The following is a 17,851-nucleotide window of genomic DNA, read 5'->3' on the forward strand; positions in this document are numbered from 1 at the left end:
TTCTATATCTTTAAATATTAATTAGCTCTTTGGAATTGATAAACCACATCTTTTACCTGTCCCCCAACATTGATGTTATCAATTAACTGAAATGAACTTTCAGTTACACCTGCAACTTTAAGCAAATAACCATCTCTTACTTTCTTCGCTTTTTCACCTGCATTAAGAATTTTCAATACAAATAAACCTTGATTGTTGATACTCCATACAATTGGCGAAGAAAATCCAGTACAACTTGGAGAAGTTAAAGCCATTGTTCCTTTGTTATTGTTTGAAATAAAGCTCCAAGTACTTCCAATAAAACATTTTGAATCTGCAAGATCAAATGAATTTACTTTAATGTAATCTGAACCTGGGTAAGAAACATTGGTAAGAACCCAATTTCCTTTTAACGCCACTTGAGTCGATTTGTCAAGTTTTGTTGAAAGCGTAGTTGCTTCAGAAGATGAAGCTGTTGACGAAGCTGATTTGCATGCAAAAAACATAGCGGCAATCAAGCATATAAAAATACTCTTCTTCATTTTGTACAATTTTTTTAGATTAATAACTTGCCTTTTTAACAATTATTGTACCACAAATATACGATTCGTTGAGATATTTTTCGTTTTACAATCTATTTATTTTCTTTCAAAATTAACATTTCCGACATTTTGTCACCCAAAAAACAATTGGTATTCTATTTGAATAAATGAAAATCATCACATTAAATCAAAAATTAAAAAATATGGCAACAGGTAAAATTAATGTTTCAGTAGAAAACATTTTTCCCTTAATTAAAAAGTTCTTGTACAGCGACCACGAAATTTTCTTGCGCGAGCTTGTTTCTAACGGTACTGATGCTACTTTAAAATTAAAACATCTTATTAGCATTGGTGAAGCTAAAGTAGAATACGGAAACCCAATTATTGAGGTTAAAGTGGATAAAGAAGGCAAAAAAATCCACATTATCGATCAAGGTTTAGGTATGACTGCTGATGAAGTAGAAAAATACATCAATCAGGTAGCTTTTTCGGGTGCTGAGGAATTCTTAGACAAATACAAAGATTCTGCTAAAGATTCTGGAATTATCGGACATTTTGGTCTTGGTTTTTACTCTGCTTTTATGGTTGCAGAAAAAGTAGAAATCATTACAAAATCATACAAAGATGAGCCAGCGGCACATTGGACGTGTGACGGAAGTCCTGAATTTACTTTAGAGCCAGCTGACAAAACTTCACGCGGAACTGAAATCATTCTGCACATCGCTGAAGATTCTTTGGAGTTCTTAGACGATTCTAAAATCTCTGGTTTACTAAACAAATACAACAAATTCATGCCTATTCCGATTAAATTCGGAACTAGAACTGAAACACTTCCAAAACCAGAAGATGCTCCAGAAGATTACGTTAATGAAACAGTTGAAACTGACAACATCATTAACAACCCAAATCCAGCTTGGACAAAACAGCCTTCTGAATTATCTGACGAAGATTACAAAAACTTCTACAGAGAATTGTATCCAATGCAATTTGAAGAGCCGTTATTCAACATTCATTTAAATGTAGATTATCCGTTTAACTTAACTGGTATTTTGTATTTCCCGAAATTGGGTTCAGACATGCAAATCCAGAAAGATAAAATTCAGTTGTACCAAAACCAAGTTTACGTTACTGACAACGTAGAAGGAATTGTTCCTGAATTCTTGACAATGTTGAAAGGTGTAATCGATTCTCCAGATATTCCGTTGAACGTTTCTCGTTCTGGTTTACAGGCTGACGGAGCTGTTAAGAAAATTTCAAACTACATTACTCGTAAAGTAGCAGATAAATTAAAAGCTTTATTCAACGAAAACCGTGCTGATTTTGAAGCAAAATGGAACGACATTAAAATCGTTTTAGAATACGGAATGCTTTCTGAAGATAAATTCTACGAAAAAGCAGGTGCATTTGTTTTGTATCCAACTGTAGATGACACTTACTTTACTTTAGAAGAATTAAAAGAAAAACTAAAAGAAAACCAAACTGACAAAGATGGTAAATTAGTGGTTCTTTACGCTGGAAATAAAGATGCTCAGCACTCATATATTGAAGCAGCAAAAGAGAAAGGTTACGAAGTATTGCTTTTAGATTCTCCGATTATTTCGCACTTAATCCAAAAGATTGAAAACGATAACAGCGGATTAACTTTTGTACGTGTTGACTCTGATCATATTGACAACTTAATTAAAAAAGAAGAAAATGCTATTTCTAAATTATCTGATGATGAAAAAGCAACTTTAAAAACTTCTTTAGAAGCTTATATTCCAAAAGCATACAGCGTTCAATTGGAAGCTATGGATTCTCAAGCTGCTCCATTCATTATCACGCAGCCAGAATTTATGCGTAGAATGAAAGAAATGAGCCAAACTGGTGGAGGCGGAATGTTCGGAATGGGTAATATGCCAGAAATGTACAACTTGATTGTAAATACAAATTCTGATCTAGCTTCAAGTATTTTAAATACAGAAGACAAAACGCACCAAGAACATTTAGTTAAACAAGCTTTAGATTTAGCTAAATTATCTCAAAACCTTTTAAAAGGTGAAGCGCTTACTGCCTTCGTTAAAAGAAGCTTTGAAATGATTAAATAATCATTCGAAAATACTATTTCCAAAATCCTGCAAATTAAATTTTGCAGGATTTTTTTTTGCTCTAAAACTACCCTGTAAAAAAGGGTCATTCTCCCCTTTTCTCAAAAAACAAGATTGTATAATTTTGATTTTCAAATAATTAATTCAAAAACCAAAACCTAAATTCTAGAAATCATGGATAAAAGAAAGTTTACAGAAAATGGAGAAATTCTAGCAATTATAAAGGATTTAAAAGAACAGATTAAAGGCAAAAAATTCTCAGATATTATAGACAATAATAATTGCCAATATGTCGACCTTGTACAGGAAGGCGGCGGCGTGCTCGGAATTGCATTGGTGGGATATGTGTATGTTTTAGAAAAAATGGGAATTCGATTTTTAAGTCTGGCTGGAACTTCAGCAGGAAGTATTAACACAATGCTGATGGCGGCTGCAGGAACATGCGATGTAGAAAAATCAGAATGGATTTTAGATTGCTTGTGCAACAAAAACTTATATGATTTTGTAGACGGAGATCATGATGCTCGAGATTTTATTGATGCTTTATTAAGCGATTCTGGAAATTTGAAATTAATAATGAAAGGCTGTCAGGTCGTAGACAATTTTAAAGACGATTTAGGACTGAATCCCGGAAACAATTTTCATCAATGGATGACCAATCTTCTTTCGCAAAAAGGAATAAAAAATTATGCCGATTTGAAAGCTTTGAGAGAAAAAGGAATTTCAGATAAAAATAAATTATACCGAATAAATGAGCCAAATCACGGAGATAAAGAAGAATATACACGAGTAGACCATTGGAGTCAAATGGCAATTATAACTGCAGATATCACTACAGAAAGCAAAATTATTTTCCCAAAAATGATTGATTTATTTTACTCTAATCCAGATGTTCAAAATCCAGCCGATTTTGTTCGCGCTTCGATGTCGATTCCGTTGTTTTTTACCCCTTTTAAAATCAAAAATATCCCAAGCGGAATTGAAGCTTGGAACAAATGGAATGATGCAACTTGCCTTAGAACATCAGTTCCTTCAGAAGTTATGTTTATGGATGGCGGCATAATTTCCAATTTTCCGATAGACATTTTTCACGAAAATATGAATGTTCCCGCTTCTCCAACCTTCGGTATCAAATTGGGTTATGATAAAAACGAAATCAATAAAAATGAAAAATTCTCCAACTTAATAGGCTCTCTTTTTGACACAGCTCGATACGGCTACGATTCTGAGTTTCTCCAAAAAAAATCCAGACTTTAAAAACTTAATCGGATATATTGATACCGGAAGTCACAATTGGCTCAACTTCAATCTAACTGATGATGCAAAAATCGATCTTTTTATAAGAGGCGCTCAAAATGCAGCCGATTTTCTAAATCGCTTTAATTGGGAAGACTACAAAAAGATAAGAAAAGCCAAAAGCAATTATTACAAATCAGTTTAAATCATTCAGCATTATTAGCCATAATTTTTTCTTCAAAAAATCGTTATAAAATCCTGTAAATTAACCATTACAGGATTTTTTATTTGCAATTCGTTTTTTTATTACATTTGACCGCCTTATTAATCTAATCCAAAACAAAAACCACTATGAAAAAAACAGCTATTTTACTTACAAGTATTTGTGCTACAGCACTTCTATACATTTCTTGTTCAAGCGACAATAACGAAAAAACCGCTTCTACAGACCTATCAAGCATTGGCGCATCAATTGCCGCTGACACTTCAACCGAAATGGATATAAACACGAGTATTTTAATCAGCACGAGCACCTCAACTACTGGAAAAACTGCCGAAACAGCTCCTGGAATTTGCGCAACAATTACTGTTACAAAACCAAATGGAGAAGATTATCCTAAAGTCTTTTTGGCAGATTTCGGAACTACAGGATGCGAAGATGCAAACAAACTAACAAGAAAAGGACAATTAAAAATAACTCTTTCTGGACCAGTTGCTACACCTGGAAGTAAAATGACAATTGAAAGAATTAATTATTCAATAAACAACATCAAATTAGAAGGAACTATTGAATACACTAACACCACAACTGTTGCAGCTGTTCCGCAATGGACTAGAAAAATTACCAATGGTAAATTGACAGATTTACAAGGAGCAGTTTATACAAATTCTGGAATTTACTCAACAAAACAAACTGCTGGTGTAGATACGCCTTTAGTTTTATCTGATAACATTTACGAAATTACAGATGGCACGCATACAGTAACCTCATCAAACGGAGTAACGCTTACTTTGACCGTAAAAGAATCGTTGATTAAGAAATATTCTTGTCTATTTATTTCAAAAGGACAATTAAAAGTTCAAGGAGGTATTTTAAACGGCGTTATTGATTACGGAAACAATGATTGCGACGCGCTTTACACGTATACACACGAAAATGGCACTTCATTCAATTTGTCAATGTAAGACCTTTTGCTGCACTACTTTAAAAATCCCAATTTAGAAATAGATTGGGATTTATTTTTTTATAAAAATAAAACGCCTGCCTCTTTACATTTAAACTATTTTCTTTATTTTGCACCAAAATCTCAAAAACCAATGAAAAAAACATTAATTGCTTTTGTTACTCTTGCCGTATTAGCATCTTGCAGCAAAAAAGAATCGGCTGCTGATAATTTGCACATCACAGGAAACATTAAAGGTTTAAAAACCGGAACTTTATATATCCAAAGAGTTGTTGATACTTCTCTTGTTGCTATCGACAGCATTAAAATCGACGGAAATTCAACTTTTGAAAGAGACATTAAATTAGAGTCTCCAGAAATGCTTTACTTATTTTTAGATCGCGGTGTAACAAATTCTTTAGACAACAATCTTTTGTTTTTTGCTGAACCAGGAAATATGAATATCGAAACGAACTTAGATAACTTCATCGCTGGCGCAAAAATTACAGGATCTAAAAACCAAGAATTATACGAGGAGTACCAAAAAATAAATGTTCGTTTTAGAGATGAAAATCTTTCTATGGTAGAATCAAAATTTAAAGCTTTAAAAAGACAAGATCAAAAAGCAGTTGATAGCATTGATGCAAAACAACAGTCAAACATCAAAAGAAAATATTTATACGCGACAAATTTTGCAATCAATAATAAAGATCACGAAGTAGCACCTTATATTGCTTTAGCAGAGATTTACGACATCAACTTAAAGTTTCTTGATACTATTCAAAAATCGATGACTCCAAAAGTAGCACAATCGCTTTACGGAAAGAAACTAACAAAATATGTAGCTGAAATTAAAAAAAGCGAGCAACCAAAATAACATAAATATATAAAAACCAACAAGTTACAGTAGTTAAAATATATTTTTTCAACGTTTCAAAAATCCTGTTTTTAAAAGAACAGGATTTTTTTATGCCATTTTTTTCGATATCAATTTTTATCATCATAAATAATTGAAAATCAAATAATTAAAAGTTAAATTGTCAGAATTTACATAAATACATTTTTAATTTGTAATAACTTCGCTTCAAATTAAAAAACTACATTTATGGAAAATTTAACCAGCAACATTAGTCGACCTAAGTATGATTACATAGATTCGTCAGTTTTTCACAAATTAGAATCTTATAATCCAAATCATTCTCAAGCAGAAAAAATTCCCGATCAAGACCCTTACACTTTAAATGGTCAAAAATTACGTCTGAATTTCATTCGTAGTCAATTAAATTTAGATCTAGATTTTCTTTCAGGTGAAAAAGTTTTCACCAATAATGAAAGCCTTAAAGGTAATATCGAAAATTACATTGGAATGAGCCAGATTCCCACCGGAATAATTGGTCCATTGGTAATAAACGGAAGCGTTGCCCAAGGCCCTTTCTACGTTCCGCTTGCCACGACTGAAGGCGCATTACTCGCATCTTACAACAGAGGTGCAAAAGCCTGTAGAGAATCTGGACCAATAACCGTAATCACCCTACAGGAAGGCGTACAAAGAACTCCAACTTTCAAGTTTAAGACTGTTATTGAATTAGGCAAATTTGTCTCTTGGGTTTTAGACCACACCGAAACCTTTTCAATATTAACCAAACAAAGTAGCAATTATGCTATTTTAAATGATATCGGAATCAATATCGAAGGAAACATTCTGATCTTAAAATTTGAATTTTCTACTGGTGATGCATCTGGTCAAAATATGGTAACAATTTGCTCCGATAGAATATGCCAATATATTATTGAAAATTGCCCAATAAAACCTGTATTCTGGACTATTGAAGGTAATTTTTCGGGAGACAAGAAAATAAGCCCTTTAAACACTCGAGTTCGTGGAAAAAAAATTACCGCAGAAATCGTAATAAAAAACGAGGTTGTTAAATCCGTTTTAAAAACCACTCCTGCATTATTACACGAACAATGGAAAACATGTGTTACTGGAGCCCAAAAAGCCGGCGTGGTAGGTAGCGGAATGCATCCTTCCAATGCGCTTGCTGCTTTGTTTATTGCCTGCGGACAAGATGTCGCTTGTACGGGTGAAGCTGCTCTTTCATTTACCAGAATGGAAATTACAGAAGAGCAAGATATTTATTTTGCCATTACAATGCCTAACTTGATTGTAGGAACTGTTGGCGGAGGAACATCATTTCCTACCCAAAGAGAATGTCTTGAACTATTAGACTGCTACGGCGTAGGCAAAAGCGGGAAATTTGCCGAAATTGCAATTGCATTATGTTTAGCCGGTGAACTTTCCATTTTCGCAGCCATGTCTTCGGGACAATTTACCGCTGCTCATGAAAAATGGGGAAGATAAAACTACTCTAAAATTCAAATATTTTTAAATTCCAAATTCCAATCTGTAATGAAATGGGATTTGGAATTTTTATCTTATCAAACCAACCTTATCAAAGGTGACATTTGGAATTTGAATTTAGCGCATAAAAAAACCACCACATTTCTGTGATGGTTTTTGAGCCGATAGAGGGACTCGAACCCACGACCTGCTGATTACAAATCAGCTGCTCTAGCCAGCTGAGCTACATCGGCGTTTATTTCGGGTGCAAAGATAGAATTGTTTTTTAATATTACAAACAAATTTGCTTTTTATTTTTTTAGTAAAAAACCACCATATTTCTATGATGGTTTTGAGCCGATAGAGGGACTCGAACCCACGACCTGCTGATTACAAATCAGCTGCTCTAGCCAGCTGAGCTACATCGGCGTCATTACGGGTGCAAATATAGAGCGGTTTTTCGTTTTCCCAAAATAAATTTGCACTTTTTTACGCTTTTTTTTGCTTATAATGCGTTGATTTTTTCAATCAATTGATTAGCAGCTTGTTCTAATTCAACATTAATTTGCTTGAAGTGCGCTTTTTTATTTTCAACGTTCTTTGCGTTCACTTTTGTAATCAAAGTGTCAAATGCAGCAATAGCTTCATCGACCAAAGCATTCGTTTCTGGAGTCGGATTTCCTGTTGTTGACATCTCAAACAAGTAAACTGCTTCAATAATATCTCCTAATACGAAGTTGATGTCTTTCTTTAAATTCTTAACGTTTGCCATTTTCTTTTTTATTTTAATTTGCGTTTGCAAAAGTACATATTATCTTTAAATTTAATGCTAAGAAATGTATATTTCTAAAATTGAAGCTTTTCCGCTTAAATTAAATGCATTTATTGCAGCTGGAACCAAAACGGTATCTCCTTTTTTATAAGCTTGTTTGAATCCGTTATATTCGATTTCAAAATCACCTTCAATACACATATATACTGTAAATGTTTCTCCAGTTTTAGCAACTTCTAATTTATTTTCTAACGGAAGAAAGTTCGTTGTAAAATAAGGACAGTCTACAATCGTATTTGAAGTATTAACTTTAGAATCGTATTTTTTCTGTGTATCTACTTTATTATAGTTAATTGCATCTAAAGCAAGATCTACGTGCAATTCTCTTTTGTTTCCTTGCGCATCTACACGATCAAAATCGTACAATCTATACGTGATGTCAGAAGTTTGCTGAATTTCGGCAACAACCAAACCTGCACCAATAGCATGAACTGTTCCTGTTTCTAAAAAGAAAACATCTCCAGGTTTTGCTTTTACATCGTCTAAGATTGAAACTAAAGTATTATCATGTAAGTGTTTTAAATATTCTTCTTTATTAGAATCTTCTTTAAAACCAACAATAATTCTAGCATCTGCATCGGCTTGAGTAACGTACCACATTTCAGTCTTTCCGAAAGAATTATGACGCTCTTTTGCTAATTTATCGTTTGGATGAACTTGAATTGAAAGATCTTCTCTTGCATCTAAGTATTTAAAAAGTAGCGGAAATTGTTTTCCGAAACGCTCATAAACTTTAGTTCCTAAAACAGCGTCTGGTGTTTCATCAATTAAATCCATCAAAGATTTTCCTTGTAAAACTCCATTTGCAACCACACTAACGTCTCCTGGAACAGTAGACAATTCCCAGCTTTCGCCAGTAATTTTAGAAACGATTGGTTTGTTTAGAATAGTTTTCAGTTTTTCTCCTCCCCAGATTCTTTCTTTTAAAATCGGTTCAAATTGCAAAGGGTATAAATTTTGACTCATGTTTTTAGGCTAATATATTTGTTTAATTAATTCTTATTTGATACTATTTTGGTAATCTATAATACTAATTCTTGAACAATTTCTAAGGCTTTCGGTATATGTTTGGCAGCATTTGCGCTGTCAAATATCGAAATCACCAAACCGTTCTTATCTATTATGTAGGTAACGCGTCCTGGCAAAAGTCCGAACAAACTATTGCGGACACCAAAAAGTTTTCTTAATCTTTTATCTTGATCCGAAAGCAAAATAAAAGGCAATTTATGTTTAGCTGCAAATTTATGATGTGACTTTACACTATCGCTGCTAATACCAATTACCTCAGCTCCCAAATCTTTAAAATCTTCGTATTGATCCCGAAAAGTACAAGCTTCGGTTGTACAGCCTGGAGTATTATCTTTTGGGTAAAAATAAATTACCAGTGGCTTTCTTCCTAAAACACTTTGGCTTTCAAAAAGTTCTCCATTGTTGTCTTTCGCAATAAAATTCGGAACTATATCTCCTATTTTTAATGACATTTTTTATTCTCCTTTATAAGTTACAAAATTTCGTTCCGTTTCGTTCAGCACAACTTCTAAGTCAAAGTCGGCATGAATTCGTTGTCTAATTTTATTCCATATCACAACCGCGATATTCTCGGCAGTCGGATTCAAATCTGCAAATTCTGGAACATCCAAATTCAGATTTTTGTGATCAAACGGAATTTCTACTTCTTCTCGTATAATATCCGCTAATACTTTCACATCTAAAACAAAACCAGTTTCCGGGTCAATCTTTCCTGTAACACTTACTGTTAAACCATAATTATGACCATGAAAGTTCGGGTTATTGCATTTTCCAAAAACAGCATCGTTTTTTTCAAATGACCAATCCTTTCGATGCAGTCGATGTGCAGCATTAAAATGTGCTTTTCTTGATATGGTTACTCTCATTTATGTTTCTGGTTAGTTGGCTATAATTTATGGTCTTCTAGATAATGATCAAATTCATCAAAAATTATCTTAAACCAAACGGTATAAATTTCGGGCTGTTTTTCAATATCTGCTTTCACATCTTCAATACTCATCCATTTCCAGTCTTCAACTTCATCTGGATTTATATTGGGTTCCTCATTATAATAACCAATCATAACATGATCTAGTTCATGCTCTGTCAAACCATTATCAAAAGGCGCTTTATAGATAAAATGAAACAATTCTTTCAATTCAGCTCTAAAACCCATTTCTTCAAACAATCGTCGGCTTCCTGCTTCGATATTGGTTTCGCCTTCTCTCTGATGACTGCAACAAGTGTTAGTCCAAAGCAAAGGAGAATGGTATTTATGATGAGCACGCTGCTGCAGCATAATTTCGTTTTTACTATTCAAAATAAAAACCGAAAAGGCACGGTGCAAAAGCGCTTTTTCATGTGCTTCTAATTTTGGCATTAAGCCAATCTGTTCATCGTTTTGATTAACTAGTATTACGTTTTCTTCTGTCATAAGGCTCATTAAGCAAACAAAAATACGAAAAAAGAAATGGCTTAAAAATGCTAATTAAGATTGTCAAAAGCTTATCTCCAGACTGAATTTCTATTTTCTTGATTTACAACTCAATAATTACGCTAAAAATTAAAAGCTGTTAAAATTAAGACATAAAAACTACATTGTCTCATTTTACGTAACTAATAAAAAGTTAAAACACACTTAAAAAAATCTCAATAATAACTTCTGCTGTAATTTGAAGCTAAATCTCGACGTATCTTTAAAATACAGATTAATGCATCTTATAACTTATGAAATCTAAAAATCTAATTTTCAGCCTTTGTTTCCTACTGCCGCTTTTTATTTTACAGGCCTGCGGACAAAACACAAAAAAACAATCTGCAAAAACTACTGTCATGGAAAATAAAATCAGTAAGCCCGGAAATCCTTATTATTCAAATACTGATACTACGAAATTAAATGTAAGCAATGCCGAATGGAAGAAAGTCTTACCTGCAGACGTTTACGCGGTTATGCGCGAGGCCGATACCGAAAGACCTTTTACAGGAAAATATTGGAATACTAACGAAAAAGGAACGTATTACTGCGCTTCTTGTGGCAACTTGCTTTTTAGATCAACTGCAAAATTTTCAAGTAGCTGCGGATGGCCAAGTTTCTTTGAACAGGAGAACAAAAAAAGCATTGTTTTTAAAGAAGATAATTCTCTTGGAATGGAAAGAACCGAAACTCTTTGCGGGCGTTGCGGCGGGCATTTAGGCCATATTTTTGATGATGGACCTGAACCAACTGGAAAACGCTACTGCATGAATTCGATTGCTCTTGATTTTATTCCTGATCATAAATAAGCTACAAATGAAAAATATACTTTTAATATGTCTTTTTACGCTTTCGCTGAATGGCTTTTCGCAAAATAAAAAAGCCAATTTAGAAACTATTACGCTTGGCGGAGGTTGCTATTGGTGCGTTGAAGCCGTTTACGAAAATCTGGACGGAGTAAAATCTGTTGTTTCTGGATTTTCAGGAGGAAAAGTTGCCAATCCAACTTATGAAGAAGTTTGCACAGGAGAAACGGGTCACGCCGAAGTAGTTCAGATTACTTATAATAAAACGGTAACTGATATTAATGAAATCTTCAAAGTGTTTTTTACCGTTCATGATCCAACCACTTTAAACCGTCAAGGCGCAGATGTTGGAACACAATATCGTTCTGTTATTTTCTATAAAAATGAAGAACAGAAAAAAGCAGCGCAAAGCATTATTGCCGAACTAAACAAAGCAAAAGTATACAACAGTCCGATTGTGACAAAAGTTGAACCTTTTAAAGCATTTTATAAAGCTGAAGATTATCATCAGAATTATTATGCAAACAATAAAAATCAGCCGTATTGCAAAATGGTAATTCAGCCTAAACTAGAAAAATTCGAAAAGGTTTTTAAAGATAAACTGAAAAAGAAATAAAGATTTAAAGCATATTCTAAAAGCGTTCATCAAAAATGGACGCTTTTTTTATTTCGTAAACCCTTATAAACATTAGGGTTTACATTTAATTGAAAAAATAATTTAATTTTTTTTCCACTTTTTGTCCAATTCTGAAAGTTCGATTGTTATTAGGGTATAAACAATTAAAAATTATACATCATGGAATCTAGATTAAATTTATTCGAACAAGGTCAAAAAGCAGTTAGTACATTATTTGGAATCAGCGGTTATTTGAAAAAGGGAACAATTGAAATGTCTCTTATGGAATTAATAAATTTCAGAATTTCTCAAATTAACCATTGTGGTTATTGTTTAGACATGCATTCAAAAGAAGCTTTAGCGGCTGGAGAAACAACACAACGTTTATTTGGATTAAGTGTTTGGAGAGAAACTCCTTATTTTACACAAAGAGAAAGAGTTGCTTTGGCTTTAGCGGAAGCTGTAAATGCTTGCGATGTTCCAGACGAAATCTACGAAATTGCAAAAGCCGAGTTTACAGAACAAGAATTAATAGATCTTACTCTTGCCGTTGCCGCAATTAATGCTTGGAATCGTCTTAACATTACTTTTGCCAACGTACCCGGAACTTATAGAGTTGGACAGTTTGGATAAACAGTAATTGATTTTATTTTCTAAAAACAATTAACTTTATACAACCCAAAGCAAATTATTCAATTTAAAAACATAAAAAATGAATGAGTTTTTATTGATTTTCAGAAGAGATTTTAAAACAAAAGAAACACAGCCTTCTCCAGAAGAATTACAACAGCACTTGCAACAGTGGCAAAATTGGTTCGGAAGTCTTGCCTCTCAAGATAAACTGGCAAGACCTTTACAGAAATGGGACGGGCAGGGAAAACTTGTAAATTCGAATAAAGGAGTTACAGACGGACCTTTTGTTGAAATTAAAGAATCTATTGGCGGATTGATCATCATTAAAGCCAAAGATTATGACGAAGCTGCCGAAATTGCACAAGGATGTCCAGTTTTAAATTTTGGCGGAAATGTCGAAATAAGAATGGCCGTTTAGATTTTGAACTAACTTAAATAAAAATGCCTTTGTATCTTTACTAAGGCATTTTTCTATTCAAACATGGAGCAAAAAGAACTTTTACCGAATTTATTCAGAACCGAATATCAAAAAATAGTTTCAGTTCTTTGCAGCTTATTCGGAATTCAGCATATCGAAATTGCAGAAGATATTGTAAGTGATACTTTTTTGACTGCTTCAGAAACTTGGGCAATTAAAGGAATTCCAGAAAACCCTACTGCTTGGCTCTACACTGCGGCCAAAAACAAAACAAAAAACTATTTAAAAAGAAACAACATTTTCGAAACCAAAATAGTTGCCGAAATAAAACACAACACACCATTAAACAATCCCGAAATCGACATTGATTTATCGGATCAAAATATTGCCGACAGTCAGCTTGCTATGATCTTTACGGTTTGCAATCCATGTAATTCTGAAGAAGCTCAAATTGCACTTGCTTTAAATTTATTGTGCGGTTTTGGAATTAATGAAATTTCAGATGCTTTTTTATCTAATAAAGAAGTGATCTATAAAAGAATAAATCGCGCTAAAGAAAAACTCAAGGAAGAGAATATCAAAATTCAAAATCCAAGCAATTCTGAAATAAAAGACAGAATACAAACCGTCCTTAAAACGATTTATCTGCTTTATTCTGAAGGCTACTACTCCATTTCGCAAAATACCACTTTACGAAAAGATTTTTGTACCGAAGCCATGCGTCTAACTTATTTATTAATTCAAAATGAAAGCACTAATCTTCCGCAGACCAATGCTTTGATGGCTTTAATGTGTTTTCATTCTTCAAGATTTGATGCGCGAACGGGTTTAAACGGCGAAATTATTTTATACGAAGATCAAGATCAATCACTTTGGAATCAAGAATTAATAGACAAAGGAACTTATTTTTTAAGTCAATCCTCAACCGGAAATACACTTTCAAAATACCATCTTGAAGCCGGGATTGCTTATTGGCACACAATCAAAAAAGAAACCGTTGAGAAATGGGACAACATTTTAGAACTTTACAACAATCTGATTATTCTAGAATATTCTCCAATTGTGGCTTTAAACAGAACTTATGCTTTGTCTAAAGTAAAAGGCAAACAAGAAGCGATCAAAGAAGCCGAAAAACTGAATTTAACCGACAACCATTTTTACTATTCTTTACTCGGAAATCTATATACCGAAATTGATTCGAAAAAAGCATTACAGCATTTTGAAACAGCGCTTGGTCTAGCCAAAAACACTTCTGATAAAAATGTAATCAGTAGAAATATAGAACAACTTCAATAAAAAAGGGAAATGAATAATCATTTCCCTTTTTTGGCTTTTAAACAATCTAAGATTATTGTTTTGCTACTTTTTTAAATCTCATCATTGGAACATCGCCTTGAATTAGATTTAGTTTTCCATCTTTATCGATGCTGTAGCTTGTAATTTTTTTCATTTGCTGTAAAAACTGCTGCTCTCCTCCTCCTTCGCAAAACATTAAAGTTGCAGGACCTGGCTCACCAAAAGTCAATTTGTTTCCGTTTAGAGTATATGGTGCGCTATAACCGTTGCATCCGTTATTTCCATAAACTCTTGTTTCTTTTTGGTCAAAAGTAATTTGTGGTTTTTTATTCGGATATAATCCTTCAAAAGCAATTCTTGGTCCAGAAATATATTCTAATTCCCAAGTCGTGCCAAATACATCGCCCGAACTTGTAGCTGATTTCGATGCCGTACATGAAGCAAATAATACGGTCAAAATTGAAAGGACTGCAAATGTGTATTTTTTCATAAAAGTTTATTTTAAAGATTTGTAATTTGTTTTTTGAAGATTAAAATAATTCTATCAAAGATTCTTTTCTCAATATTCGTGCCCAGTTAGAAGGTCAATCAAAATTTAAATGTTGCAATACGTCATAATTTTCTGTCTCTAAGTTACAGTATTTTCTTTAAATTTTTACAAATCAAGCTTTTAAATACAATTCTATGATTCCATTTTTTTTGTAATTTGCGTCAATCAAAAAACCGAAAATCATCAATAAAAAACCTAAGAAATGAAGCAATTCCTATTTTTGTTTGTATTTGCATTGGCAGCGCCGTTTGTCCATTCGCAAGAAAACCTTCCAACAGATTATCTCACAAAAGAATTCCATAAAGGGCGCCGCGAAGCTTTTAGAGCTTTAATGCCTGCAAATTCTGTGGCAGTTGTTTTTTCTTATCCCGAGAAAGTTTTCTCTAAAGACATTAATTACAATTATCACGCAAATCCTGATATGTACTATTTGACTGGATACAAAGAACCAGATGCTATTTTAGTGCTTTTTAAGGAACCCCAAGGAACAGAAAAATACAATGAAATTCTTTTTGTTAGAGAAAGAAATCCTTCTCGCGAAACATGGACTGGCAGACGTTTAGGAATTGAAGGAGCTAAATCTAAATTAGGCTTTACAACTGTTTACAACGGAAAAGATTTTAATGCATTTGCAATTGATTTCGCAAAATTTGATAAAGTCATTTATGACGAAATTCCAACTGATGTAGCGGAAAACAATAATCCAGACAATTTATATTCTCTTTTAAAATCTTTTAAATCTAAAGCTGGAATTACAAAAGCAAATGAAGCTTCAGTAGAATTATTTGACAAAATCACTAATTCTCTACGCGAAATAAAAACTCCAGAAGAACTTGTTTTAATGCGTAAAACGGTAAAACTTTCTTGCATTGCACACAACGAAGTGATGAAAGCGGTAGGTTCGGATATGAGTGAAAATGAAGCTGACGGAATTCACGCTTACGTTCACAGACACTACGGTGCGGAAGGCGAAGGATACCCTCCAATTGTGGGTGCTGGAGCAAACGGATGTATTTTACATTATAATGACAACAATGCCACAAAAATGGACAATCAATTATTGTTAATGGATGTTGGTTCTGAATATCATGGTTATTCTGCAGACGTTACAAGAACAGTTCCCGCAAACGGAAAATTTACTGAAGAACAGAAAGCAATTTATCAAATCGTGTACGATGCACAGGAAGAAGTTTTTAAAATCTGTAAAGAAGGAACTCCAATTCAAGATTTGAACAAAAAAGCAAAAGAAGTTATCACTGCCGGATTGCTTAAATTAGGAATTATCACAGATCCTAAAGATTCTCGAATTTATTATCCGCATGGCTGCTCGCACTTTCTTGGATTAGACGTTCATGACAAAGGAAACTTCATGGGAAATCTAAAAGAAAACATGATTCTTACTGTTGAACCTGGAATCTACATTCCGCCAAACAGTAAATGTGATAAAAAATGGTGGAACATCGGTGTTCGTATCGAAGATGATATTTTAATGCTAAAAGATTCTTATGAAAACCTTTCTGCTGATTCTCCTAGAAAATGGCAAGACATCGAAGCTTTAGCGAAGCAAAAAAGCACTTTTAATGAAATGAAATTCCCTAAAATATAGTTTTTTCTTTTGCCACAGATTAAAAAAATTAACACAGATTTTATTCGCCACAAATTACACGAATCTCCACGAATTATTTACATCTATTTAAATTTGTGGAAATTCGTGTAATTCGTGGCAAAAACAAAAAATCCTTTAAATCAGGGTAATCTGTGGCGATAAAAACATTTTCAAAAAGCCTCTATTAAAATTTAATAGAGGCTTTTAATTTTTCCCGAACTTTACATTCTTAAATAAATTAAAAATGAAAGCACTTACCTTTTCTTCTTTTGGAGAATCAGATGTTTTAGAATATATAGAAATCCCAAATCCTCAATTAAAAAGTGATGAGGTTTTAATCGAAATGAAAGCCATTGGATTAAATTTTGCCGATGTTTATCGCCGTAAAGGAAATTATCATTTAAAAGGAAATCCGCCTTTTATTGCAGGTTATGAAGGTGCAGGAATTGTGGTCGACGCCAACAATCATTCAGAATTTAAAGTTGGTGATCGTGTAGCTTTTGCCGATGCACCATTTGCAAATGCAGAATTGGTTGCTGTAAATGTAAATCACATTATTCCGTTGTCTGAAGGCATTTCTTTTGAAACCGCAGCTTCTGTTTTATTGCAAGGTTTAACGGCGCATTATCTGGCTACAGACAGTCATAAAACTGCAAAAGGAGAAACGGTTTTAATACATGCAGTTGCAGGCGGAGTTGGACAAATACTAACTCAAATCAGTAAACTTTTAGGCGCTACAGTTATCGGATTAACTTCATCATCAGAAAAAGCAAAAATCGGATTTGAACAAGGTACTGATCATGTTTTTCTTTATAATGACGATTGGAAATCACAAGTTTTTAAAGTTGCTTCTAAAGGTGTTGATGTTGTTTATGATAGTATAGGAAGCACTTTAAAAGACAGTTTTGAAGTCACTAAAGAATGCGGTCAAGTTGTTTTCTTCGGAATGGCGGGCGGTGACCCAGAACCTGTAGATCCAAGAATGCTGATGGACGGCTCTAAAACTTTAACTGGTGGAGATTTGTGGAGCTATTTAAATTCTAAAGAAGAAAGAATTAAAAGAGCGACTCAATTATTTGGTTGGATTACCGAAGGAAAAATCAAACTTTCAGAACCTACTTCTTTCAAATTATCAGAAGGAAAATTAGCGCATGATTTCTTAGAAAGCAGAAAAAGCACAGGAAAAATTATATTGATTCCGTAAAAGTTTCTGCCACGAATTCACAAATTATATTTTTAAAATCTACACGCAAAGTTTTTAAAT

At 33.4% G+C, this 17,851-nt stretch carries 19 protein-coding genes and 2 tRNA genes; 12 read left to right on the forward strand and 9 right to left on the reverse strand.

Going from position 1 to position 17,851, the window contains the following annotated elements; genetic code table 11:
• Nucleotides 1-17: 17 nt before the first annotated feature.
• Nucleotides 18-521: a lipocalin family protein gene (locus ACE01P_RS01030; RefSeq protein WP_250837368.1), complete on the reverse strand. Its 504-nt coding sequence runs from the start codon at nt 519-521 to the stop codon at nt 18-20.
• Between the two features lie 203 nt (nt 522-724).
• Between ACE01P_RS01030 and htpG the strand changes: the two genes are divergently transcribed.
• The 5 genes from htpG (at nt 725) to ACE01P_RS01055 (ending at nt 7,369) form a co-directional block, all read left to right on the forward strand.
• On the forward strand, nt 725-2,608 hold the full coding sequence (gene htpG, locus ACE01P_RS01035) for a molecular chaperone HtpG (protein ID WP_379693102.1): 1,884 nt from the start codon (nt 725-727) through the stop codon (nt 2,606-2,608).
• Nucleotides 2,609-2,782: 174 nt separating this feature from the next.
• A complete protein-coding gene (locus tag ACE01P_RS01040) occupies nt 2,783-3,865 on the forward strand; it encodes a patatin-like phospholipase family protein (RefSeq protein WP_379693104.1) in 1,083 nt (360 codons plus the stop codon).
• Between the two features lie 330 nt (nt 3,866-4,195).
• Nucleotides 4,196-5,029, forward strand: a complete 834-nt coding sequence (locus ACE01P_RS01045) for a hypothetical protein (RefSeq protein WP_379693106.1) — start codon at nt 4,196-4,198, stop codon at nt 5,027-5,029.
• 132 nt (nt 5,030-5,161) lie between these two features.
• Nucleotides 5,162-5,884: a DUF4369 domain-containing protein gene (locus tag ACE01P_RS01050; RefSeq protein WP_379693109.1), complete on the forward strand. Its 723-nt coding sequence runs from the start codon at nt 5,162-5,164 to the stop codon at nt 5,882-5,884.
• Between the two features lie 228 nt (nt 5,885-6,112).
• On the forward strand, nt 6,113-7,369 hold the full coding sequence (locus ACE01P_RS01055; RefSeq protein ID WP_379693111.1) for a hydroxymethylglutaryl-CoA reductase: 1,257 nt from the start codon (nt 6,113-6,115) through the stop codon (nt 7,367-7,369).
• A 159-nt stretch (nt 7,370-7,528) separates the two neighbouring features.
• On the opposite strand, the gene ACE01P_RS01060 is transcribed toward ACE01P_RS01055, so the two are convergent.
• The 7 genes from ACE01P_RS01060 to idi form a co-directional block, all read right to left on the reverse strand.
• Nucleotides 7,529-7,602: transfer RNA gene (locus tag ACE01P_RS01060), tRNA-Thr, on the reverse strand.
• A gap of 101 nt (nt 7,603-7,703) precedes the next feature.
• Nucleotides 7,704-7,777, reverse strand: a tRNA-Thr gene (locus ACE01P_RS01065).
• 76 nt (nt 7,778-7,853) lie between these two features.
• A complete protein-coding gene (locus tag ACE01P_RS01070) occupies nt 7,854-8,120 on the reverse strand; it encodes a hypothetical protein (RefSeq protein WP_111364281.1) in 267 nt (88 codons plus the stop codon).
• A 57-nt stretch (nt 8,121-8,177) separates the two neighbouring features.
• Nucleotides 8,178-9,146, reverse strand: coding sequence for a type I phosphomannose isomerase catalytic subunit (locus tag ACE01P_RS01075; protein WP_379693114.1), 969 nt, complete (start codon nt 9,144-9,146; stop codon nt 8,178-8,180).
• 56 nt (nt 9,147-9,202) lie between these two features.
• Nucleotides 9,203-9,661, reverse strand: a complete 459-nt coding sequence (locus ACE01P_RS01080; protein ID WP_379693116.1) for a peroxiredoxin — start codon at nt 9,659-9,661, stop codon at nt 9,203-9,205.
• A gap of 3 nt (nt 9,662-9,664) precedes the next feature.
• Complete coding sequence (locus tag ACE01P_RS01085; protein WP_066033610.1) at nt 9,665-10,075, reverse strand: 6-carboxytetrahydropterin synthase; 411 nt, start codon at nt 10,073-10,075, stop codon at nt 9,665-9,667.
• 20 nt (nt 10,076-10,095) lie between these two features.
• A complete protein-coding gene (idi, locus tag ACE01P_RS01090; RefSeq protein WP_379693119.1) occupies nt 10,096-10,623 on the reverse strand; it encodes an isopentenyl-diphosphate Delta-isomerase in 528 nt (175 codons plus the stop codon).
• Nucleotides 10,624-10,916: 293 nt separating this feature from the next.
• Here idi and msrB point away from each other — a divergent pair, with 293 nt between their 5' ends.
• The 5 genes from msrB to ACE01P_RS01115 all read left to right on the forward strand — a co-directional run bounded on the left by msrB (nt 10,917) and on the right by ACE01P_RS01115 (nt 14,431).
• The gene (gene msrB / locus ACE01P_RS01095; RefSeq protein WP_379693121.1) at nt 10,917-11,471 is read left to right on the forward strand and encodes a peptide-methionine (R)-S-oxide reductase MsrB; all 555 of its coding nucleotides are present in this window, start codon (nt 10,917-10,919) and stop codon (nt 11,469-11,471) included.
• Nucleotides 11,472-11,478: 7 nt separating this feature from the next.
• Complete coding sequence (msrA, locus tag ACE01P_RS01100) at nt 11,479-12,084, forward strand: peptide-methionine (S)-S-oxide reductase MsrA (protein WP_379693124.1); 606 nt, start codon at nt 11,479-11,481, stop codon at nt 12,082-12,084.
• Between the two features lie 180 nt (nt 12,085-12,264).
• Nucleotides 12,265-12,717, forward strand: a complete 453-nt coding sequence (locus ACE01P_RS01105; protein ID WP_379693127.1) for a carboxymuconolactone decarboxylase family protein — start codon at nt 12,265-12,267, stop codon at nt 12,715-12,717.
• A gap of 79 nt (nt 12,718-12,796) precedes the next feature.
• Nucleotides 12,797-13,135 (forward strand): YciI family protein, encoded by a 339-nt coding sequence (locus ACE01P_RS01110; RefSeq protein ID WP_379693130.1) that lies wholly within the window; start codon nt 12,797-12,799, stop codon nt 13,133-13,135.
• A 63-nt stretch (nt 13,136-13,198) separates the two neighbouring features.
• On the forward strand, nt 13,199-14,431 hold the full coding sequence (locus tag ACE01P_RS01115; RefSeq protein ID WP_379693133.1) for an RNA polymerase sigma factor: 1,233 nt from the start codon (nt 13,199-13,201) through the stop codon (nt 14,429-14,431).
• 52 nt (nt 14,432-14,483) lie between these two features.
• Here the strand turns inward: ACE01P_RS01115 and ACE01P_RS01120 are convergent, their stop codons facing one another.
• Nucleotides 14,484-14,921, reverse strand: coding sequence for an META domain-containing protein (locus ACE01P_RS01120; RefSeq protein WP_379693137.1), 438 nt, complete (start codon nt 14,919-14,921; stop codon nt 14,484-14,486).
• A 262-nt stretch (nt 14,922-15,183) separates the two neighbouring features.
• On the opposite strand from ACE01P_RS01120, the gene ACE01P_RS01125 reads away from it, so the two are divergent.
• Both ACE01P_RS01125 and ACE01P_RS01130 read left to right on the forward strand, forming a co-directional pair.
• Complete coding sequence (locus ACE01P_RS01125; protein WP_379693139.1) at nt 15,184-16,587, forward strand: aminopeptidase P N-terminal domain-containing protein; 1,404 nt, start codon at nt 15,184-15,186, stop codon at nt 16,585-16,587.
• Nucleotides 16,588-16,831: 244 nt separating this feature from the next.
• Nucleotides 16,832-17,791 carry a quinone oxidoreductase family protein gene (locus tag ACE01P_RS01130; RefSeq protein ID WP_379693141.1) on the forward strand — a complete coding sequence of 320 codons (960 nt, stop codon included), beginning with the start codon at nt 16,832-16,834 and terminating at the stop codon, nt 17,789-17,791.
• The last annotated feature ends 60 nt before the right edge of the window (nt 17,792-17,851 follow it).

The organism is Flavobacterium sp. HJSW_4, from assembly GCF_042436695.1.
GTDB lineage: Bacteria > Bacteroidota > Bacteroidia > Flavobacteriales > Flavobacteriaceae > Flavobacterium.